The 20,584-nt window shown below is 63.0% G+C and carries 15 protein-coding genes; 11 read left to right on the plus strand and 4 right to left on the minus strand.

The annotated features are described in order from the left end of the window. Positions 1–59: 59 nt before the first annotated feature. The 5 genes from ACFSM5_RS15845 to ACFSM5_RS15865 are packed head-to-tail and all read left to right on the plus strand — an operon-like array spanning position 60 to position 6,219. Positions 60–926, plus strand: a complete 867-nt coding sequence (locus tag ACFSM5_RS15845) for an aldose 1-epimerase (RefSeq protein ID WP_379877460.1) — start codon at positions 60–62, stop codon at positions 924–926. A gap of 5 nt (positions 927–931) precedes the next feature. After that, positions 932–1,780 carry an SMP-30/gluconolactonase/LRE family protein gene (locus ACFSM5_RS15850; protein ID WP_379877461.1) on the plus strand — a complete coding sequence of 283 codons (849 nt, stop codon included), beginning with the start codon at positions 932–934 and terminating at the stop codon, positions 1,778–1,780. Between the two features lie 53 nt (positions 1,781–1,833). Continuing rightward, the gene (araD, locus tag ACFSM5_RS15855) at positions 1,834–3,570 is read left to right on the plus strand and encodes an L-arabinonate dehydratase (RefSeq protein ID WP_379877462.1); all 1,737 of its coding nucleotides are present in this window, start codon (positions 1,834–1,836) and stop codon (positions 3,568–3,570) included. Between the two features lies 1 nt (position 3,571). Continuing rightward, entirely contained in the window at positions 3,572–4,384 is an 813-nt protein-coding gene (locus ACFSM5_RS15860; RefSeq protein WP_379877463.1) for an HpcH/HpaI aldolase family protein, read from the plus strand. Between the two features lie 38 nt (positions 4,385–4,422). Beyond that, positions 4,423–6,219 (plus strand): hypothetical protein, encoded by a 1,797-nt coding sequence (locus tag ACFSM5_RS15865; RefSeq protein WP_379877464.1) that lies wholly within the window; start codon positions 4,423–4,425, stop codon positions 6,217–6,219. 32 nt (positions 6,220–6,251) lie between these two features. Here the strand turns inward: ACFSM5_RS15865 and ACFSM5_RS15870 are convergent, their stop codons facing one another. Together ACFSM5_RS15870 and ACFSM5_RS15875 are read right to left on the minus strand one after the other, a co-directional pair. Next, complete coding sequence (locus ACFSM5_RS15870) at positions 6,252–6,653, minus strand: hypothetical protein (protein WP_379877465.1); 402 nt, start codon at positions 6,651–6,653, stop codon at positions 6,252–6,254. 100 nt (positions 6,654–6,753) lie between these two features. Continuing rightward, the gene (locus ACFSM5_RS15875; RefSeq protein WP_379877729.1) at positions 6,754–7,422 is read right to left on the minus strand and encodes an orotate phosphoribosyltransferase; all 669 of its coding nucleotides are present in this window, start codon (positions 7,420–7,422) and stop codon (positions 6,754–6,756) included. Positions 7,423–7,573: 151 nt separating this feature from the next. Here ACFSM5_RS15875 and ACFSM5_RS15880 point away from each other — a divergent pair, with 151 nt between their 5' ends. From ACFSM5_RS15880 to ACFSM5_RS15905, 6 genes are all read left to right on the plus strand, one after another. Next, positions 7,574–8,365, plus strand: a complete 792-nt coding sequence (locus ACFSM5_RS15880) for an enoyl-CoA hydratase/isomerase family protein (protein WP_379877466.1) — start codon at positions 7,574–7,576, stop codon at positions 8,363–8,365. Then, positions 8,365–9,177 carry a division plane positioning ATPase MipZ gene (locus tag ACFSM5_RS15885; protein ID WP_379877467.1) on the plus strand — a complete coding sequence of 271 codons (813 nt, stop codon included), beginning with the start codon at positions 8,365–8,367 and terminating at the stop codon, positions 9,175–9,177. The genes ACFSM5_RS15880 and ACFSM5_RS15885 overlap by 1 nt, the downstream gene beginning before the upstream one ends. Before the next feature lie 177 nt (positions 9,178–9,354). Then, on the plus strand, positions 9,355–10,266 hold the full coding sequence (galU, locus tag ACFSM5_RS15890) for a UTP--glucose-1-phosphate uridylyltransferase GalU (protein WP_379877468.1): 912 nt from the start codon (positions 9,355–9,357) through the stop codon (positions 10,264–10,266). 19 nt (positions 10,267–10,285) lie between these two features. Then, positions 10,286–11,608 (plus strand): UDP-glucose dehydrogenase family protein, encoded by a 1,323-nt coding sequence (locus ACFSM5_RS15895; RefSeq protein WP_379877469.1) that lies wholly within the window; start codon positions 10,286–10,288, stop codon positions 11,606–11,608. A 6-nt stretch (positions 11,609–11,614) separates the two neighbouring features. After that, positions 11,615–13,006 (plus strand): phosphoglucomutase/phosphomannomutase PgmG, encoded by a 1,392-nt coding sequence (pgmG, locus tag ACFSM5_RS15900; RefSeq protein WP_379877470.1) that lies wholly within the window; start codon positions 11,615–11,617, stop codon positions 13,004–13,006. After that, positions 13,006–13,521 (plus strand): GNAT family N-acetyltransferase, encoded by a 516-nt coding sequence (locus ACFSM5_RS15905; RefSeq protein ID WP_379877471.1) that lies wholly within the window; start codon positions 13,006–13,008, stop codon positions 13,519–13,521. The genes pgmG and ACFSM5_RS15905 overlap by 1 nt, the downstream gene beginning before the upstream one ends. A 26-nt stretch (positions 13,522–13,547) precedes the next feature. Here ACFSM5_RS15905 and pbpC read toward each other — a convergent pair whose 3' ends face one another. Continuing rightward, positions 13,548–15,584: a penicillin-binding protein 1C gene (gene pbpC / locus ACFSM5_RS15910; RefSeq protein WP_379877472.1), complete on the minus strand. Its 2,037-nt coding sequence runs from the start codon at positions 15,582–15,584 to the stop codon at positions 13,548–13,550. Further along, positions 15,581–20,539 carry an alpha-2-macroglobulin family protein gene (locus ACFSM5_RS15915; RefSeq protein WP_379877473.1) on the minus strand — a complete coding sequence of 1,653 codons (4,959 nt, stop codon included), beginning with the start codon at positions 20,537–20,539 and terminating at the stop codon, positions 15,581–15,583. Before ACFSM5_RS15915 ends, pbpC begins: the two co-directional genes overlap by 4 nt. Positions 20,540–20,584: the final 45 nt, after the last annotated feature.

The raw sequence follows: 20,584 nt of genomic DNA on the forward strand, positions 1-20,584 counted from the left end.
GCTTCCTCTTGGGTCAGATGTCTTATATATAACTTACTCGTAGCAGAGAGGATCGACCAGTGACCAGTCGGATTTATCTGAAAGCGGGGCCGATGGCCCTGGATCTCGCCCCTGGGATCGGCGGGGCCATTGCGGCTTTGCGTTTCGGTAATATCGACCTGATGCGCCCCATCGGCGGTGAAAGCCCGCGAGAGGCGTCCTGTTTTCCCATGGTTCCCTTCTCGGGCCGGATCGCCGACGGCAAGTTCTCCTATGCGGGCGAGGATTATACGCTGCCTCTCAATATGCCCGGTCAGCCCCATGCGATCCATGGCGATGCCTGGCTGGAGCCCTGGACCGTTCTGGCTCAGTCCGAAGATGCGGCAACGCTGGTCTATCGCCATGACGGCACGTCGGGCTGGCCGTTCCGCTATAGTGTGGTGCAGGCCTTTGCGTTGTTCGAGGATGGCCTCGAAGTTCGCATGACGATCATCAATGAAGATGTGAAATCCTTCCCCGGCGGGTTCGGTTTCCATCCCTATTTCCCGCTGGGCGATGCCGAATTGACCACGCGCCTGCCACTGGTTTGGCTGATGGATGACCGCAAGATCCCGATCGAGCGCGAACCGACCCCCGACGCCTGGGACTTCACCACCCCGCGAAAGGTGGCGGGTGCCGGCCTTGACCATTGTTTTGCCGATTGGGATGGCGAGGCGGCGATCCGTTGGCCGTCCAAGGGCATCACCCTGCAGATGACTGCCGACGGCACCTTCGAGCATTGCGTGGTCTATGTGCCCGACGGGAAGGATTATTTCTGCGTCGAGCCGGTGAGCCATCGCAATGATGCCGTCAATCAGACCCATGACGACCCGGCCACCGGCCTTGTGGATCTGGAGCCCGGCGAGTCCCTGACCGGCCGCATGATCTTTACGGTCGAGCAGGAGTAGCCCAGATGACCAGTTTCGAGACACTCTGGGACGGCAAGGCCAAGACGGGCGAATCGCCAGTGTGGGATGCGGCGGAAAACTGCCTCTGGTGGGTCGATATCCCGGCAGGCGCGCTCTATCGCCTCAAAGACGGCCGGATCGACGACTGGCAGTTCGGCGAGGATCTGGGCTGCGTTTCGCCGATTGCGACCGGAGGCCTGTTGCTGGCCCTGCGCTCCGGCCTCTATCGCTTCGAAAACGCGACCGGCACCAAGACCTTGTTGGCTGCCAGTCTCTATGATGCCAAGGAACAGCGCTTCAACGACGGCAAGGTCGGGCCGGACGGGCGTTTCTGGGTCGGGTCGATCTATGAGCCGCGCACAGGCAAACACGCGCGCCTCTATCGGTTCGACAAGCGCGGTTTGGTGGATGTGGTCGGCGATGTCATCGTCTCCAACGGCCTCGCCTGGAGCCCGGATGGCAAGACGATGTACCATTCCGACACCCGCTCGCACGTCATCTATCGCTATGACTATCAAGATGGCGAGATCGGCCCGCGCTCTGTCTTCGCCGAAGTTCCGCAGGAAAAGGGTCGGCCTGACGGCGCTGCCGTCGATGCCGAGGGTTTTTATTGGTCGGCGCAGTTCGCCGGGCAGCGGATCATCCGCTTTGCTCCGGATGGGACGGTCGATCGCGAAATCGAAACCCCGGTCCAGCGCCCGACCATGTGTGCGTTCGGCGGTAAGGACCGGGATATTCTCTATGTCACGTCGGCCACCGATGGCGGGGATATCCAGCCGCTCGACGGTGCCTTGATCGCTTTCAAACCGGGAGTGAAGGGGGCGCCGGTTCCGGCGTTCGATCCGACGAAATAACAAACGAAGCCGCCCGGAGCCAACCGGGCGGCTTTTCCTTTTGGGAGGGGAAATTGGGGACGCCGAAGACCAAGCCGGAAGACCTGCGCAGCCACCGCTGGTTCGGTGTGCATGACATGCGATCCTTCAGCCATCGCGCCCGCACGCTGCAGATGGGCTATCGGCGCGAGGAGTTCGTGGGGCGGCCGGTGATCGGGATCATCAATACCTGGTCCGACATGAACCCCTGCCACCATCATCTGCGCCAGCGGGCGGAAGACGTGAAACGCGGCGTCTGGCAGGCGGGCGGCTATCCCGTTGAACTGCCCGCCCTGTCGCTGGGCGAGGTGATGGTCAAGCCGACGGCGATGCTTTATCGCAATCTGCTGGCGCTTGAGGTGGAAGAACTGTTGCGGTCCCACCCGCTCGATGGGGCGGTGCTGCTGGGGGGCTGCGACAAGACAGGCCCGGCGCTGATGATGGGCGCGATCTCTATGGATCTGCCGGTGATCTTCCTGCCCGCAGGATCGCTGCTGCGGGGCAATTTCCAGGGCAAGTTCGTCGGATCGGGCGTCGATACCTGGCGCTATTGGGATGAGTTGCGCGCAGGCACGATCTCTAAGGAAGAGTGGTTCGGGGTAGAGGCCGGGATGGCCCGCTCCTTTGGCCATTGCAACACCATGGGCACCGCCAGCACCATGACCGCCATCATCGAGACCTTGGGCTTCACGCTGCCCGGCGCGACCTCGATCCTCGCTGCTGACAGCAATCATGTGCGGATGTCCTCCCTATGCGGGCAGCGGATTGTCGAGATGGTATGGGAAGATCTGCGCCCCTCCGACATCCTGACCCGCAAATCGGTGGAGAATGCGCTAAATGTCATGGCTTCCATGGCCGGGTCGACGAATGGTGTCGTGCATCTGACGGCCATGGCGAAGCGCGCGGGCATTCCGATCAGCCTCGATGATTTCCACAACGCTGCCCAGCAGACGCCGGTCCTGGCCAATATCCGCCCGTCGGGTACCTATCTGATGGAGGATTTCTACTATGCGGGCGGGCTGTTGGGGCTGATGACGCGCCTCACCGACCGGCTGCATCTGGGGGAGAAAACCATCTCTGGCCAGGATTGGCATGCGTTGCTCGATGGTGTGAAGATCTTCAACGAGGACGTTATCCGTCCGATCGAGGATCCGGTTTCCGATCAGCCGCCACTGGTGGTGCTGAAAGGAAATCTCTCGACCCCCGGCGCGATCATCAAGCCGTCGGCGGCCTCGCCCCACCTGATGCAGCACAAGGGCAAGGCGGTGGTCTTTAAGGACTATAAGGATATGGCCCGGCGCCTGGATGATCCCAGCCTGGATGTCGATGAAAACTCAGTCCTGGTGCTGCAGAGCGCCGGTCCCATCGGCGGGCCGGGCATGCCGGAATGGGGCATGCTGCCGATCCCCAAGCGCTTGCTGCAGAAGGGTGTCCGCGACATGGTCCGCATTTCCGACGCCCGGATGAGCGGCACCTCCTATGGCACCTGTGTGCTGCATGTGACGCCGGAAAGCGCGGTCGGTGGCCCGCTGGCGCTGGTTCAGGACGGCGATCTGATCGAGTTGGATGTCGCGGCCAACAAACTGTGGCTGCATGTGTCCGACGAAGAACTGGCGCGCCGCAAGGCCGCGTGGCAGCCGCCCGAGAAGCGCTACGAGCGATCCTACGGCGCCCTCTATATCGACCATATCACCCAGGTCGATCAGGGCTGTGATTTCGATTTCCTCCAGACCGAGGGGCGTCGCCCCGTTGCCGAACCGGAGATTTTCTAAGATGACCGAACTGCCCAAGAACCGCTTCAAGGCCGCGCTCAAGAACAAGGAACGTCCGTTCGGCACCTGGATCATGTCCGGGTCGGAGGTGGTGGCCGAGGCGCTATCCCATGCGGGCTATGATTTCCTGATCGTCGATATGGAACATTCACCCAACGATACCCGCTCCGCCCTGCATCACCTCCAGGCCATCGAAGGGCAGGGGACGACCGAGGCCATCGTGCGTCTGGCCTGGAACGATATCGTGCGGGTGAAGCAGGCCCTGGATATCGGTGCGCGCACCATCATGGTGCCGTTCGTGCAGTCGGCGGATCAGGCCCGCGATATCGTGGATTTCGCCAATTATCCCTCGCGCGGCAAGGGCGATGACGGCAAGCGCGGTATCGCCCTGATGCATCGCGCCGCCCGCTACGGCACCATTGCCGATTATTACGAGCGCGCGCGGGAGGAGATCTGCCTGATCCTGCAGATCGAAACCCCGGCGGCCCTGGCGGAACTGCCGGAAATGGTCAAGATTCCCGGTGTCGATGCCATCTTCCTCGGCCCGGCCGATATGTCTGCCTCCATGGGCAAGTTCGGACAATTTGGTGACCCGGCCTTCGAAGCGGTGCTGAAACAGACCCTTGATGTTTGCCACGCTGCCGGGCTTCCGGCGGGGATCGTTGGCGGAAATGATGCGTTGACGCAGCATTTAATCGATATCGGCTTCGACTTCGTGGCCTCGGCGACCGATCTGGGTCTCCTGATGCGCATAGCGGCCCAGCAGGTTGCGACCTTTAAGAAGGTGGAGCAAAAGGCTGGGCTCGGCTATTAAGGGTAGCTTAACCAATAAACGGTGCCCTTAGGACCATCATGAAAAAGCCGCTGATTGCCGTCTCCGCTATCGCCCTTCTAGCCGCTGCCGGTTATGGCGGCCTGGTGTTTGCCGAAAAGAAGATCGCCGAGGCCGTGGTGGCCGGGATGAACGAGGGCGGCACGACCGTCACGGTCAAGGCGGCGCGCTATTCGCTTCTCAACGGGCGGCTGGAACTGGAAGACGTGGTTGCGACCGACAAGGTGCAGGCGGATCGCAAGTTCGCGGCAGCGCTGCTGGTGGCAGAAGGCGCCAATCGCGATGCGGGCGGCCTTGTCGCGCGCGGCTTGAAGGGCGAAGCGGCGGACACCTTGCCGGTTCAATTGGTCAAGAAGCTGGATGTGACCGGCGTGCGCTGGTCGGATGGCGAAAAGAGCGTGGTGGTGGAGCGGCTGTCGGGTGCGAACCTGTCGGTCGTTCCGGGCAAGCTGCCGCGCGCTGCCAGCCTTGCCGAAGCTTTCACCAAGCCGTCGCTGGCCCTGACCATGGCCGCCTTCGGTGCCGACCGCCTGGAATTCATCAAGGCGACCGGCACCTTCAAGAATGAGACGGTCACCACCGACACCACTTTGATCGAGACGCTGGCGGGCGGTGTTGCCGAGACATTGGAGACCCGCTCCAACGTCTGGACCGGCCCCGAGGCAACGGGCAAGCTCGCCAAGAGCCGGGCAACCGGGATCGATCTCGCAGGGCTTGCGGCCGATCGTCTGTCGGCTAAGACTCTCTCGATCGAGGGCGGTGATTTTGCGGGCAAAAAAGGCGAGAAGATCGCTTTTGGCGCCATTACCCTGACCGATCCCAAGCCGCTGGACTTCGGTGCGCTGGACACGGCGCCGGAAGCCGTCGCGGCGACCTGGAGCGTTGGTAATCTTGCCGTCAAGGATCTCGCGGTTACGGTGCCGGAAGAGCAGACCGACATTTCCCTGGGTCTGTTCGAACTCGATAAGTTCGGCGAAGGCAAGCTGGCGTCGGCCAAGCTCGCGGGCCTCAAGGTCGATGTGAAGAAGACCAGCACCAAGATCGCCCTTGGGGAAGTCGCGGTCGAAACGCTCGATTATACAGCGTTGCTGGCGGGCAACCCGACCGGGCTTGTCGTGAAGAAGGTATCCCTGGACGCTTTCGAGGTTGATGTCGCCGAGGCTGGCAAGCTGGCGCTCGGCAAAGCCGTTACCGAATATACCCGTTTCGAACAGTCGCTACCCGCAGCGGGCTATAGCACCATGACCGGGCTGACGATCAGCGATATCCGCGATCCCGAGGGCCGGGAGGCTTTCAAGAAGCTTGGCTATGAAGGCCTGAGCTTCGATGGCGAAATGCGCTTCGACTGGAAAGCCGAAAGCGGCGCCTTTGTGCTGGAAACCTTCAAGCTGACCGGCAAGGACATGGGGGCGCTCAATCTCGCCATGACGCTGGGCGGCCTCGATTATGAAACCGCCGTCAGCGGCGACCCGTTCGCCTTCCTGGAAACCATGCGTCTGGAAAGCCTGGATCTGCGCTACGACGATGAGTCGCTGTTCGGCCGGGTGCTGAAGCTGGTCGCTGCCGAGCAGGGCGCCCGCCCTGAAGATATTCGCGACATGGCCTTGACCATTCTCGACGAGCAGCGCCGTCAGGTATCGAAGAATCCGATTGCCGTCGATGCGATCAAGGGCCTCAAGACATTTGTCGAAAAGCCGAAAAACCTGACCTTCAGCCTGCGCCCTAACGAGCCCGTCGGCTATGAAGACCTGATGGACGAAGAAGAACCTGCCGCTGTTGCCCGTCTGCTGGGCGTCAAGGTCGAGGCGAATAAGTAGGTCGGATTTTGCAGAAGCCGGAGTTTCTGGAACTACTCAAAGCCTGTGTCGGCAGACTCCTGCTCGACACAGGCTTTGAGGGCTATGAGCCGACATCCACTCGCTTCGAGCTTCATGGCTGTGGGGGCGGCGGCAGGTTGTTCGAATTGGATGAACTGGTGGACCTGCTTTTCATTGATGAAGAGCAATTTTATCCCATCATAGATCTCGCCGTGAGGGCGAACCTTCCACCCAGCGTCTTCGTCAGAGTGTCCGGCTTTAAACCCGCCCCATGGGATCAGACGTGGAACGATCCACCGGGAAGCGGGCCGTTCAAGGCTATGGGTAGGATCGAGTGAAGACGCCGATAGCCCATTAAAAATGTTGTCATCCTCGGGCTTGATCCGAGGATCCATCGGGTGGCCGAACTCCGTTCGGCTTTCGACGCGGTGCATCTACACGAGATCCTCGGATCAAGTCCGAGGATGACGAGATTCTTAGGATAAAACCGCGTCATCCCGCGTCAGGGGCGGGATGACGCCTTAACGAAGCTGACTACGACTTTTGCCCGGCGCCGCCGTGGGCCACGGACCAGGACACCGGATCGGCCAGGAACTTGCGGACCTCGGCGATATCGGCGGCGGGCAGGCGGCCGTCCTTCTCGGCGACATCCAGGACTTCCTTCCAGGTCGCCAGCGAATGCAGGTTCACCCCGATCTCGTCCAGCGACTTCAGGCCACCGGGGAAGGCGGCATAGAAGAAGACGACGAAGCAGTCGGTGACCGTGGCGCCTGCGGTGCGCAGGGCATTGACGAAATTGACCTTGCTGCCGCCGTCCGACGCCAGATCCTCCACCAGCAGGACGCGGGCGCCTTCCTTGAAGGTGCCTTCGATCTGGGCATTGCGGCCAAAACCCTTGGGCTTCTTGCGGACATAAAGCATTGGCACATTCAGGCTGTCGGCCAGCCAGGCGGCATAGGGGATGCCTGCCGTTTCGCCGCCTGCCACCGCATCGATGCTTTCATAGCCGATGCGGGACTGCAGCATCTCGGTCGCCGCGCGGATGATCGCCTGGCGCGCACGCGGGAAGGAGATCACTTTCCGGCAATCCACATAGACCGGGCTGGCATAGCCCGACGTCAGGGTGAAAGGCTCGGATGGGCGGATATGCACCGCTTCGATTTCCAGCAGCATGCGGGCGGTTTGCTGGGCGGCATCGATCATGGCGGCGGCTCCTTCGGCGCGGATGGAAATGGTTGGCGCCTTGATAAGAGCGATGCGGGCTGCTGTCCAGTGGCGGCGCGTGCAAGGCAGATCTTGCACGGCGCGCTAAGTTCTGCGACTTCTCGCTTTCAGATCAACGAGAAGGCAGCCCATGGCCGAAACAGCACCCGTTCTTTTGTCTCAGCGCCTTGAGGGCGGGATCCATCAGTTGATCCTCAATCGGCCGGACAAGATGAATGTGCTGAATGCGGAGCTGTGGCAGGCGCTGTATCTCGCCTTCGAGACCCTCTCCGCCGATGCAAGCGTGCGCTGCATTCTGCTGCGTGGCGCGGGGAACCAGGCTTTCTGCGCGGGCGGCGATATTTCTGAGTTTCAGAACCTGCGGGCGACTCCGGACCAGGCCAAGGACTATGCGGCCCTGATGTATCGCACGCTGGCAGCCTTGAAGGATTGCCCGCACCCGATGGTCGCGCAGATCAGCGGCAACTGCATCGGCGGTGGGGTGGAGCTTGCGATGCTCTGCGATATCCGCATCGCCGGGCGCTCCTCGCGCTATGGCATCCCGATCAATCGCCTGGGTTTCGTAATGTCCTATCCTGAGCTGGATGGGCTGATCGCGGTGGTCGGCCGGTCGGCGGCGATGGAGATCCTGCTCGAAGGGCGGATCTTCGATGCCGAAGAAGCCCTGCGCATCGGGCTCGTCTCGCGCCTCGTCGCCGATGAGGCGGTGGAGGCCGAGGCCATGGCTGCGGCCGGGCGAGTGGCGAGTGGCGCCCCCTTGGTCAATCGCTGGCACAAGAAGTTCGCGCGGCGTTTGAGCGAGCCGATGCCGCTGAGCCCCCCCGAACTGGCCGAAGGTTTTGCCTGTTTCGAGACCGAGGATTACCGGCGCGGCGTGTCCGCGTTCGTCGCCAAAGTGAAGCCCCAGTTCGAGGGAAATTGATGTCGCAGGCTCCTGCTAAACGCGCCCATATCATCGTCATCGGGAACGAGAAGGGTGGTTCGGGCAAATCCACGACGGCGATGCATCTGATCGTCGCCCTGATGCGCTGCGGCCTGTCGGTCGGCTCGGTCGATCTCGATGCGCGGCAGGCGACGCTCACCCGCTATTTGCAGAACCGCACGGCGTTCCGGGCGCTGTCCGGCGCGCCCATTCCCATCTCCGATCATATCGCGATCCCGCTGGAACAGGCCGAGCGTTTCGATGATGAAGTCGGTGCGCTGATTGGCAGGCACGACGCCATCGTCATCGATTGTCCGGGGTCGGATAATCCTTTGTCACGTCGCGGTCACATCGCGGCGGACACGCTGATCACGCCGCTCAATGACAGTTTCATCGATTTCGATGTTCTGGGGCAGGTCGACCCCGATACTTTCGAAGTGAAGCGTCCCTCGACCTATGCGGAAATGGTGTGGGAGCAGCGCAAAAGGCGCGCATTGGGCAAGCTGCCGCCGGTTGACTGGATCGTGATGCGCAATCGCCTTTCTCACGTTGAAGCGAAGAACCGCGCGAATGTCGCGACCGCTATGGAAGCTCTGTCCAAGCGGATCGGATTCCGCACGGCGCCTGGGTTTTCCGAGCGTGTGATCTTCCGCGAACTGTTCCTGAAGGGCTTGACGCTGTTGGATCTGCGTGAGGAAGGCGTGGGCGGTTCGCTGTCCGTCAGCCATGTCGCAGCCCGCGCCGAAGTGCGCGCTTTGCTGCAAGCTTTGAAGTTGCCGCTGTTAGAAGGGCATGACCTTACTAAAGCTTAACTGTGGGGCCGCTTGAATAGACCTTGCCATCGTGGCAAGACAGTCCTCGAAGGACGCCACGTCCGGCGTCATACACGAGTAAACCATGAAATCCCCACATTTACGCCTAAGGTTTGGCGGCGTTGGCCAAGGTTCGCAAAACGGTTCGCAGAACGGCCGGAATTTAACGAGGGTCGCATGAGCAAGAAGAAAGTCCGCAAGGCAATCTTTCCGGTCGGCGGTTTGGGAACACGGTTCCTGCCGGCCACCAAGGCGATGCCCAAGGAAATGCTGCCCGTCGTCGATAAGCCCCTGATCCAATATGCGGTCGAGGAAGCGCGCGAGGCGGGTATCGAGGAATTCATCTTCGTGACGGGCCGTGGTAAGACGGCGATCGAGGATCATTTCGACAACTCGCAGGAACTCGGTAACTTCCTGCAGAGCCGTGGTAAGAACGACCTCTGGAAGCTGATCAGCGATATTCCGCTGGGGCCGGGCCGTGTTGCCTATACCCGTCAGCCCGAACCGCTGGGCCTGGGGCACGCCGTCTGGTGCGCCCGTGCGCTGGTCGGCTATGACGAACCCTTCGCCGTGCTGCTCGCCGACGATTTGATCCTGGCCGAGCGCGGATGCCTCAAGCAGATGATCGAGGCCTATGACGACATCGGCGGCAATATGGTCGCCGTCATGGACGTTCCGCGCGAACATACCTCGCGCTACGGCATCCTCGATACCGACAGCGAAGAAGGCATCCTGGTTTCGGCCAAGGGTCTTGTCGAAAAGCCCAAGCCCGCCAATGCTCCGTCGACCTGCGCGGTCGTCGGTCGCTATATCCTCGATCCGGCTGTCTTCCAGCAGCTCGACCGTCAGGAGCGCGGCACGGGTGGCGAAATCCAGCTGACCGACGCCATTGCTGACCTGATCGGCGTGATGCCCTTCCATGGTCTGCGCTATAACGGCCGCCGCTTCGATTGCGGTGACAAGGTCGGCTTCCTGGAAGCGAACATCGCCTTCGCGTTGCAGCGCGACGATATGAAGGTCGAGATCATGAACACGATCCTCGCGATTGCGAATCGCGAAGGGGTCAAGGACTACGTCCTGAACGCCTGAAGATAAGGAATAAAGAGACATGCGTATCGCGATGATCGGCACCGGCTATGTTGGCCTTGTTTCCGGTGCCTGCTTCTCGGAATTCGGCGTTCATGTCACCTGCGTCGACAAGGATGCGGGCAAGATCGAACGTCTGCACAAGGGCGAAATCCCCATTTACGAACCGGGCCTCGACAAGCTGGTCGAGCAGAACGTAAAGGCGGGTCGCCTGACTTTCACGACGGACCTGAAAGCCGCCGTGGCAGAAGCCGATTGCGTCTTCATCGCCGTCGGCACCCCCTCGCGCCGTGGCGATGGTCACGCCGATCTGTCGTACGTCTATGCTGCCGCCAAGGAAATCGCCGAGTCGCTGACCGGTTACACTGTGGTCGTCACCAAATCGACGGTCCCGGTCGGCACCGGCCGCGCAGTCGAGAAGATCATCCGCGAAACCCGCCCGGATGCGGAGTTCGACGTGGTCTCGAACCCGGAATTCCTGCGCGAAGGCAGCGCGATCAACGACTTCATGCGTCCCGACCGCGTGGTCATCGGTGCCCGCACCGATGCCGCCAAGGAAGTGATGAAGCAGCTTTATCGTCCGCTGTATCTGATCGAAACCCCGATCGTCTTCACCACGGTCGAGACCTCGGAACTGATCAAATACGCCGCGAACACCTTCCTTGCCGCCAAGATCACCTTCATCAACGAGATCGCCGATCTCTGCGAGAAGCTGGGCACCGACGTCCATGACGTTGCCAAGGGCATCGGCCTCGACGGTCGTATCGGGAAGAAGTTCCTGCACGCGGGCCCCGGCTATGGCGGCTCCTGCTTCCCCAAGGACACGCTGGCCCTGGTGCGTACGGCTCAGGAAGCCGGTGCGCCGCTGCGGATCATCGAAACCGTTGTCGACATCAACGACAAGCGCAAGCGCGCCATGGCCGACAAGATCATCGCGGCCTGCGGCGGTTCGGTCCAGGGCAAGACCATTGCGATCCTGGGCCTGACCTTCAAGCCGAACACCGACGATATGCGCGACAGCCCGTCGCTCGACATCGTCCCGGCCTTGATCGATGCCGGTGCAACCGTGAAGGCCTACGACCCCGAAGGTGCCCACGAGGCACAGAAGCTGCTGTCTGGTATCACGTACGGCAACAGCACCTATGAAGTGATGGAAGGCGCCGATGCGCTGGTTCTGATCACCGAATGGAACGAGTTCCGGGCCCTGGACTTCAACAAGGTGAAAAGCCTGCTGAAGTCGCCGATCCTCGTCGACCTGCGCAACGTCTATGAACCCGAGACGATGGCGAAGGCCGGTATCCATTACACCGGTGTCGGCCGCCCCTCGATCGCCGTTAAGGAGTAACCATTCATGGCAGCGCCCCATCGTTTCGACGCAACCATTCTGCGCGAATATGACGTCCGCGGCGTGGTCGGGAAGACCTTGCATGCGGAAGATGCCAAGAATCTCGGCCGTGCTTTTGGAACCGTGATCCGCCGGTCTGGCGGCAGCACCGTTGCCGTCGGACGCGATGGGCGCTTGTCGTCCCTCGACATGGAAAACGCTCTGGTGGAGGGGCTTGCCTCCACCGGCCTGACCGTGAAGCGGGTGGGCGAGGGGGCAACCCCCATGCTCTATTTCGCAACCTTCGATCTGAAGACCGATGCAGGTGTGCAGGTTACCGGCTCGCATAATCCGCCGGATTATAACGGCTTCAAGATGATGATGAACGGTGGCCCGGTCTATGGCGCCGCCATCCAGGATCTTGGCAAGGTCGCCGCTGCTGGCGATTTCGAGGAAGGCCAGGGCAAGGTCGAGGACGTTCCGCTGTTCGACCGTTATGTCAACCGGCTGCTCGACGGCATTCGTATTACCAAGCCGCTGACGGTCGCCTGGGACGCCGGGAACGGCGTTGGCGGGCCGGTCATGGCTGCGCTGGCCCAGCGTCTGCCGGGTAAGCACATCCTGCTGAACGAGAAAGTGGACGGCACTTTCCCGGCCCATCATCCCGATCCCACTGTCGAATCGAACCTCGTGCAGTTGAAAGCTGCCGTTGCCCAGAATAATGCCGATATCGGCATCGCCTTCGACGGCGACGCCGACCGTATCGGTCTGATCGACGGGCGTGGACGGGTGATCTGGGGCGACCAGATCCTGGCGCTGCTCTCGCGCCCGGTGCTGGCTGAAAAGCCCGGATCTACCATCATCGCCGACGTCAAGGCCAGTCAGGTGCTGTTCGACGAAGTGGCCCGTCTGGGCGGCTCGCCGCTGATGTGGAACACCGGCCATTCGCTGATCAAGAAGAAGATGAAGGAAACCCATTCGCCGCTGGCGGGCGAGATGTCGGGCCATATCTTCTTTGCCGATCGCTGGTATGGGGTTGACGATGCACTCTATGCCGCCCTGCGCGTTCTTGAGCTGATCGAATGGGCCGGCAAGTCGATTGCCGAACTGCGCGACGAACTGCCGACCCGCGTGAATACGCCGGAGATGCGCTTTACCTCCTCCGACACCCGTAAGTTCGCGGTGGTGCAGGAAGTGAAGGATCGTCTTGCCAAGACGCCGGATGCCAAGGTGGATGCCACCGATGGCGTACGCGTCTCCACGGCAGATGGCTGGTGGCTGCTGCGTGCATCCAACACCCAGGACGTGCTGGTCGGTCGCTGCGAGGCCGCTGATGCCGAAGGGCTTAAGCGCCTGCAGCACATCCTCGAATCCCAGCTTCAGGCCAGTGGCGTCAAGCTGGAACTCACCGGCCACTGATGGGGCAGGAGGACGTCGAATATCGCTTCGCCGGGGCGGTCGATGCCGCCTCGGTCGCAGCGCTTCTGCGGGCGCTGGATAGCCATTACCTGCCCGAGAAGACGCACCCGTCCAAGGCCGTTTATCTGGCGATGGTGGGGCGGGTATTCGACAGCCGGGAAGGCACGCGCTTTGTCCTCGCCATCCGCAAGGGAAAGCCGGTGGGGATCGCTTGCATTGCCATTCTGCGGCCCGGCAACAGCCTGAAAGGGCTGATCTACGTCAAGGATCTGTTTGTCGTCGAGGCCGCACGCAGCATCGGTATCGGGCGCGGCCTGATGGGGTTCCTTGCCAGTCTTGCGCTGGCCAAAGGGATCGGCCGAATCGAACTGGCGACCGACACTGATAACCAAGGCGCCCGGCGGCTTTATGAAGCGCTCGGCGCTAGCAAGCCCGAGAAAATTGCCTATCGCTTCGAGGTCGAGGCGATGAAGCGGATGGCCGATCCGGATGTCGCTGTCCCTGACGACGAGTAGCGTCGCTCACTGCTCATGAACGAATTCTACGGCCGGTCCTTCAAGCGTACCGTCGCTGTCGCCGTCCCGCCCTCTGCATCAATGACCGTCACTTTCGCAAATCCCACTTCCTCGGGCTTCCAGGCCTCCGTCACCGGCTTTTCGTCCACATACCAGCGATAGGGCGCCTGTCCGCCGCCTGGAACCAGGGCGATACCGTCGGGGTCGAGATACACCTCGGCTCCATGGGGAGGATAGGCGACGGTCAATGCCTTGCGCGGCGTCGTGCGCCTTGTGTCCAGCTGGCTAAGCCCCGCCGGTAGCTCCTGGCGCCGCCCACGCGGCAAGGCTCCCTCAGGGGGCGTGCTGACAATCAGCGGACGGTTGCCCTCGATCCGGTCGAAGCCCTTGAACAGCAAGGGGGCGGCGGCGGTACGGGCGAAGATGCCGGGGCGCGGCGTGCCGTCCGGGCGCCCGACCCAGACCGCGACCGTATGGCTGCCGGAAAAGCCGACCGCCAGGGCGTCGCGAAAACCGTAAGAGGTGCCGGTCTTATAGCCGATGCGCCGCTGCTCGCCGCCCGCCCGCCCGATGCCCACTGGCGGCGGGGCATCGGCCAGAATATCGGTCAGGTACCAGGCCGCCGCCTCGCTCATCAGGCGGATGGGGGGGAGGCTGGCTGTATCCTCGCGCCAAACCAACGGCAGGACCTGCCCGCGGCTGGGGATGGCGGCATACAGCATCGTCAGATCCGCCAGACTGATCCCGACGCCTCCCAGGGCCAGCGGGAGGCTGGCGGGGCCGGTCGAGCGCGCGCTGGTGATCCGTGCTCCGGCAAGAGCGAAGGCCCCGGCCAGACGCTCCGGCCCGATCCTGTCCAGCACCTGGACGGCGGGCAGGTTGAAGGACCCGAGCAACGCCTGCCGGACTGTGGTTGCGCCATGGAACTGGCGGTCGAAATTGCGCGGGGCATAATCGCCGAACTGCAGCGCCCGGTCGATCAGCGCCGTATCCGGGTGCAGGGCAAGATGCTCGAAACCCAAACCATAGACGAAAGGCTTTAGTGTGGATCCAGGAGAGCGCTGGGCGCGGATCATGTCCACCTGCCCGCCAGGGGCAAAGAAATCCGCCTGCCCGATGGCGGCGCGCACCTTGCGGTTATCGTTTTCCACCACCAGCAGGGCGACAGTGGCGCCTGCTTCTAACTGCGATGCCTCGCGCCGAGCCAAATCTTCCAGGCGTCCTTGCAGTCCGGCATCGATGGTGCTGGTCACCAGCCCGTCCGCTGGGGGCGGATCTGCCAAGGTCTGTGCCAGATGCGGGGCCTGGAAGGGTAGGGGGAGACGCCGGGTCGGCAGGGCATCGTCCAAGGCTTCCGTAGCGGCCGCTTCGGTAATCGCACCCTGAGCAGCCAGACGGTTCAGGACATGGCGTACCCCGGCGCGCGCGGCTTCTGGGTGCAGATCGGGGCGTCGGCTGGTGGGAGCCTGGGGGAGGGCGATCAGCAGTGCCGTTTCCGCCAGGGTCAGCTGACGGGGCTCCTTGCCGAAATAGGCCAGCGTCGCCGCGCGCACCCCTTCCAGATTGCCACCCATGGGGGCCAGCGTCAGATACATACCCAGAAGTTCGTCCTGATCGAAATGCCAGGCGAGTTGAACGGCGCGGGCGGCTTCGATCAGTTTGGCGCGATAGGTGCGTGGGCGTGGCTCCAGCAGGCGGGCGACCTGCATGGTGAGGGTCGAGGCACCGGAGACGATGCGCCCGGCGGTAATATTCTGAAAGGCCGCGCGACCTACGGCTAAGGGATCGACGCCGGGGTGCAGGCCGAAGCGCTTATCCTCGAACGCCAGCAGCAGCGTCAGATAGGTCGGGTCAGCCTCGGCGGGAGAGGCCGCCATCCGCAAGGTGCCATCGGCGGTGGGGAAGATTCGCAAGGGCTTGCCATGACGGTCTGTCACCGTCACGGCGCGGGTGTGATAGCGGGAAAGATCGGGCGGGAAGGCTGCGTCCAGGATCGCGGCGGTCGCGAGTAATCCCGCCGTCGCCGCCCCCAGGATCGCAAGCGCGACCCGCCCTTTTCTCACTTCTGTCCGACCGTGGTCGATGCCGCGCCGGAGCGGGCCATGACACCGCTTCGGTACATATCCTCGATCACCGCGCCGGGCAGGACGTAGTGACCGGGCGTCACCGCGCGCACCACATAGGCGGCGTGGAAGGCCTGGTCCGCCCCACCCTTCAGATCCATCGAGGCGACGAAGCGGTCGTCACGTGCCTCGCGCATCACCGTCGGAGTCGTATCGGGCAGGAATGCATAGAGGCGGGGGGGCGGTTCGGCCCCTTCCTCCTCCACATATTCCTCTTCCCCATCCTGGGACTGGCTGCCCAGACTGAGGATGCTTTCGATTTCCCAGCCTGCGGGCAGCAGATCGACCAGCAGGCTCTGATGGCGGGCTGCATCCTTAACTGTCCCGGCCAGCGAGACGATCAGGCGGTCATGCTGGGTCAGTTGGGCGGGGTCGAGCGTGTCACCCTGCAAGGTGAAGTAGCTCTTGGTCAGGGTGTAACCAGCACTCAAGGGCGGCGGCGCTTCTTTCGGGGCGCCTGTGACCACAAGGGTACGGAAGACGCTGTCGGTGCCCTGGTTGGTCAGGCTGTAGCCCTGTTGGACTTCGGCCGGGGTGGGGCGAAAGCTGACGGCCCCGTTCATGCCGCCCGCCGGGATGATGTCATTGGCCGAGATGCGGGGCGCAGGCCCTGCCGCCATGGCCGATGCAGCACGCAACAGCCACAGCTTTTCCTGCGTGGTGTTGCGCTCGGGCGCCGGGGTCAGGCTTTCGACCTTGCGGCGGAAAACCTCGAGGTTGCTGGCCTTGGCCTGGATGGCCAGGGCAAGCGCACCCGCTGCCTCACGCACGCTGGTGGCATAGCCATCATCATTGGTCGCCTGCCAGCGGGTCAGACCGAGCACCCGCTCCGATGCCACGAAAGCACCGGCACTGCGCTTGGTATCGCCGATCAAGGCGAGGCTTGCGCCCATCATGGCGCGCGGCAAGGCACCCGGCATCTTGTCGATGGAGGTGTCGTAGAGCGCGCGCAAATCACCTGGATCTGCCTTGCCCGCCCGCGCCCGTACATACCGGGCGTAGGCAATGTGCGAGGGGTGCGCATCCGAGAAACGGCGGCCGAGGTAATCGAGACCCAGATTCAGCGTTGCCTCGGGCACGCTATAGCCCGCCTGCTTGGCCATCCACAGGAAGTCGATGGCCTGGGATACGACCCACAGATCGGCGTAGCCATCACCAGGACGCCAGAGGCCGGGGCGGCCGCCTTCATCCATGCGCTCGGTCACGGTTTCAATCGCCTGGGCGACGCGCAGCTTCAGGGCATCGGCATCCTTGCCCGCGCCAAGTCCGGCGGCGGCCGACAGGTCGCTGGTCAACAGCAGCGGCAGGGCGCGGCTGGTGATCTGCTCGGTGCAGCCATAGGGATAACGATCCAGCGATTGCAGCAGGCCTGGGACATCCACGCCCTTGAAGGGGCTGTAGTTGATGGCCAGCTTCACGCTGCCTGCCTCGAAGGGAAGCAGCAACGTGGGGTCGAGGGTGAATTTGGCGCCCGCCGACTGGCTCGCCACCTGCTCCAGGGTCAGCGGATAGAAGGGCGTACGTACCTGGATAGGCCAGGAGCGTTTGAAGCCATAGCCGTTCGGGCCTTCCACCGACAGGGCGACGGTGCCAAGACCAATCTCCTTGCCGATCAGCGCGATACGCTCGGTCACCCGTGCATCGCGGGCCAGATCCAGCTCCTTCTCGTAAGGCGCGCCCAGCGTGACGGCGCCTTCGGCACTCATGCGGATCTTATATTTGCCTTCGGGCGCTTCGAGGTTATGCAAGCTCAAGGTCACCCGACCTTCGTCGCGGGGGGCAAGGAAGCGGGGGAAGCCAGCATCGGCCACCAGAGGCTGACGCACGAACACCCGACCTTCTGCCTGACCGACGCGCTTGCCGCTCCAGGCGACAGCCATCAGGCGCAACTGGCCGACAAAGTCCGGTACCTCGAACTTCACCTCGGCCGTGCCATCGGCCCCCACCTGCACCGGCCCTTCGAAGAGCGCTACGGTGCGGGTCGGAACCTGAGCGAGGCCCGCGCCGCCCATGCCGTCGCCACCTTCGCGGATCTGGCCGATCAGCCCAGCCTTGCCGGTCAGCAGGCGGCCATAGTCGTCACGCATGGTGAGGGCCATGCGGCGCTTAGAGAGGAAGTGTTCGTCGGGGTTGGGGCTGGCGAACTGGGTCAGCTGTAGAATGCCTTCATCGACCGCAGCCAGCGTCAGGCGAACGGTCTCGCCCGCCTGCACGCCGTCGATCTTCAGCGGCACGGTCAGCAGGCTTTCCGGCAGCACCTTTTCCGGCGCATTCATCGCGAGTTGAAGCTGCTTCGGACCCTGGTCGATGCCGATCCAGGCAACGCCGACCGCACGCACTGGCTCTCCCGGCTTTGCGGTATCGAGCGGATGCAGATAGCTGACCAGCGCATAGGCGCCGACAGTCCAGGACGGATCAGTTGGAATATCGACAACGGCGCCACCGGCCGCGACGCTGACGGTACGCGACAGATGCACCCGGTCGCTGGCGATGACGATCTGCACCTCACCGGCCGCAGGAGGCGTAATCTTCAGGCGCGCGGTTTCGCCAGCAGCATAGCGGGGCTTGTCCACCTCGACCGTCAGCTTGTCCGGGGTGTCGCTGTCGTCCTGGGTCGAACCCCAGCCAGCACGGAACTTGTAGCTGGCCTGGGCGCCGCTGCGGGGATCCTCGACTTCAAGCCTATAGTGACCCCAGTCGAACTTGCGGGCGATGCTCAGGCTTTCTGTCGGTTTGGTGGTGCCGGTGCCGATATCGAGCACGCGGTCGGTGATATCCACCGTGTAGCGCCAGTCGCCATCGCGGCGATACCAGCGATAGTTCCAATATTCCTTTACCAGACGCCAGCGCAGGCCGCTGGCCTCCAGGCGATTGCCGTCAGGATCGAAAGCAGCGATATCGAGCTTGGAGTCCGCATCCTCGGGTACCCAGCCGCCATCTCCCAGCTTCCTGATCGCCAGCCAGAGCGGGCGGGTGCGCAGGGGGCGTTCGTCCATGGCATGGACCGGACGGCCGCCGGGCTCGAACACGGTGGCGGTGATCGAGGCGCGCAGCGGCTTGCCCGAGGGGGGCAGGGCATCGAAATTACCCACCGCCTGGGCCTTGCCCTGGGCATCGGTTGCGGGAACCTCAAAGTTCACCGTCTGGGGCTCGAACGTCTCCTCGACCTTGCCGATGGCCCAGTTTGTGGCGCCGTCGAAGGGATTATTGTCGACGAAGACATTCGCGCTGACCTCGACGCTCATATCCGGGGCGGGGGCGCCGTAGAGAAAATCGGCAGCCACATCGACCATCAACGGTTCGCTGGCATCGGGGCGGGTGGGGGCGATCTCGGCGGCGACCTTCAGCTTCTGCGGGACGAAGTCCTGCACGTCGACTTCAAGACCGCCGATCTGCGGGCCGTTTTTGTGCAGATAGGCCGACACGCTCCAGAGGCCACGCGGTGCCGATCCCGGAAGCTCGATGGCATGGGTCTGGCCACCGCCAGCGGTCGCAGGCCACTCCTCGGCGCGGAAGACCGATCCGTTCGGGCGGCGGATTTCAACCCACATCGATTGTTTTTCGGCGGCCTGACTGCCGATATCGCGCAGCAGGGCGCTCAGATGGATCGTCTCGCCGGGGCGATAGATGCCGCGATCGGCATAGAAGAAAGCGTCGAAATTACCCGGCGGCGTGCGCCCTGCCACACCGCGATCCGACAGATCGAAGCTGGGACGGCGCAGATCGAGCAGCGCGAAATCCTTGTCGCCACCAAAAGCAAACAGCGAGGCTGGAGCATTACCGCCGGACCCGTTCATCAGCGCTGCGGGAAAACGCACCAGACCTTCGCCGTCGCTCTTGGCCGTGCCCAGGACTTCATTGTTGATCGCGATCAGTTGCAGGTCGGCGCCGACCACAGGCTTGGCCGAGGCGAGCGACCGCAGGGCAACCGTCAAGCCGTCGCTGCCGCGATAGGAGGTCATGGCGAGGTCGGTATCGATGATCCACTGGGTGGCGCGGCGGCCCCATTCGTCGGAATCGGGCACCTTGCCGTCGACAAGCGGGGTCGCGACGATCAGATAGGCGCCGGGCTTGCGCTCCTTCAGGGCGTCGGCCAGCGGGAAGGCGACCGGCGTCGGGCTGTCGCTCTGCGGGACGCTCATTACGCCCTTCCAGACAATCGCGCCGCGATCCTCGGCAATACGATTGACGTCCCAGGCATAGAGATTGGCGCGCGGAAACTCTTCGTTGGCTTCGCGGGACAGCATGCGATCGCCGACCCGCAGGACCTGCATCTCGATCTCGCGCACGCCGGCAACCTGCAGCACGACGCCAGAGGTACCGAGGCGCGGCAGGACATAACCGTTTCCGGCAAAGCTGACGCTGGGCTGCGACGGGCCAAAATCGACCTGCACCTGGGCATCCTGGGCCAGGGTCTTATCGCTATCGCCCGGCAGTCCCTTCAGCAGGGTGACAGTGCTCTTCGGACGGGGAAGACCGGCAAGGCAGAGGCTCTGGCCAACCACCCGGACGGCGGGCTTGGCAGCAGGCTCGACACTGATGAACGAGCTATAGTCGGCATCGGGGCGCAGATTGCCCGAGAAATGGAAGCAGGCGTTCTGACCCGTCCCCGGCGTTTGGCCGCGCTCGACCGCCAGCCGCAGGAAATCGAGGCTGGGTGGCAGCCCTAATGTGGTTAATGAAAGCGGTTGTTGAGGGCTGCTCGTAGGCTGGTCCGTCGGCGGTGTAACGGCAGTTGTCTGAGGTTGCGGCGGGGTGGAGGGGACCGCTGGCGACGAAGCTGCTACTAGCGTCGGCGGTTTTTCCGCCTCGGGGGAGCCGCGACCGGCAAAAAAACCACCAATTGCGCCGACTGCAAGGCCCGCTGCAAGGAGAACCGCGCCTGAATTTTTCATGATTTGTGACAGACCGCCGATTGTGAGGATTTCACGATACGGCTT

Source organism: Lacibacterium aquatile, assembly GCF_042683105.1.
In the GTDB taxonomy this organism is placed as follows: Bacteria; Pseudomonadota; Alphaproteobacteria; order Elsterales; family Elsteraceae; genus Lacibacterium; species Lacibacterium aquatile.

Bases quoted from the DNA above. Each gene is read 5' to 3' on its own strand.
- pgmG (WP_379877470.1), top strand. From the start codon at position 11,615: ATGGCAGCGCCCCATCGTTTCGACGCAACCATTCTGCGCGAATATGAC.
- ACFSM5_RS15870 (WP_379877465.1), bottom strand. From the start codon at position 6,653: ATGCACCGCGTCGAAAGCCGAACGGAGTTCGGCCACCCGATGGATCCT.
- ACFSM5_RS15885 (WP_379877467.1), top strand. From the start codon at position 8,365: ATGTCGCAGGCTCCTGCTAAACGCGCCCATATCATCGTCATCGGGAAC.
- ACFSM5_RS15915 (WP_379877473.1), bottom strand. From the start codon at position 20,539: ATGAAAAATTCAGGCGCGGTTCTCCTTGCAGCGGGCCTTGCAGTCGGC.
- ACFSM5_RS15850 (WP_379877461.1), top strand. From the start codon at position 932: ATGACCAGTTTCGAGACACTCTGGGACGGCAAGGCCAAGACGGGCGAA.
- ACFSM5_RS15905 (WP_379877471.1), top strand. From the start codon at position 13,006: ATGGGGCAGGAGGACGTCGAATATCGCTTCGCCGGGGCGGTCGATGCC.
- ACFSM5_RS15895 (WP_379877469.1), top strand. From the start codon at position 10,286: ATGCGTATCGCGATGATCGGCACCGGCTATGTTGGCCTTGTTTCCGGT.
- ACFSM5_RS15880 (WP_379877466.1), top strand. From the start codon at position 7,574: ATGGCCGAAACAGCACCCGTTCTTTTGTCTCAGCGCCTTGAGGGCGGG.
- galU (WP_379877468.1), top strand. From the start codon at position 9,355: ATGAGCAAGAAGAAAGTCCGCAAGGCAATCTTTCCGGTCGGCGGTTTG.
- ACFSM5_RS15860 (WP_379877463.1), top strand. From the start codon at position 3,572: ATGACCGAACTGCCCAAGAACCGCTTCAAGGCCGCGCTCAAGAACAAG.
- ACFSM5_RS15865 (WP_379877464.1), top strand. From the start codon at position 4,423: ATGAAAAAGCCGCTGATTGCCGTCTCCGCTATCGCCCTTCTAGCCGCT.
- ACFSM5_RS15875 (WP_379877729.1), bottom strand. From the start codon at position 7,422: ATGATCGATGCCGCCCAGCAAACCGCCCGCATGCTGCTGGAAATCGAA.